Source organism: Pseudomonas tremae, assembly GCF_001401155.1.
Lineage (GTDB): Bacteria > Pseudomonadota > Gammaproteobacteria > Pseudomonadales > Pseudomonadaceae > Aquipseudomonas > Aquipseudomonas tremae.
The window spans coordinates 1-227 of the sequence record NZ_LJRO01000151.1; the positions used below are offsets into that span (position 1 = coordinate 1).

1 protein-coding gene is annotated in these 227 nt (G+C 66.1%); it reads right to left on the reverse strand.

The features are described 5' to 3' along the window. On the reverse strand, window positions 1-227 hold a 227-nt coding region (locus ALO43_RS10010; protein WP_147461977.1), incomplete at both ends, for a condensation domain-containing protein.

A 227-nucleotide genomic window follows, 5' to 3' on the forward strand; every position in this document is an offset into this window, starting at 1 on the left:
ACCTGGAAGATCGGGCTATGACCCAGGCTGCGCGGTGGCTGCAACGCCTCCACCACCTGCTCGAACGGCAGGTCCTGATGCGCATGCGCCGCCAGCATGACCGCCTTGACCTGCTCCAGCAACGCCGCCACGCTCAGGCTCCCTTCCGGTCGGATGCGCAGCGCCAGTGTGTTGACGAAGAAGCCGATCAGCGACTCCAGTTCGCTGCGCGGACGATTTGCCACCGG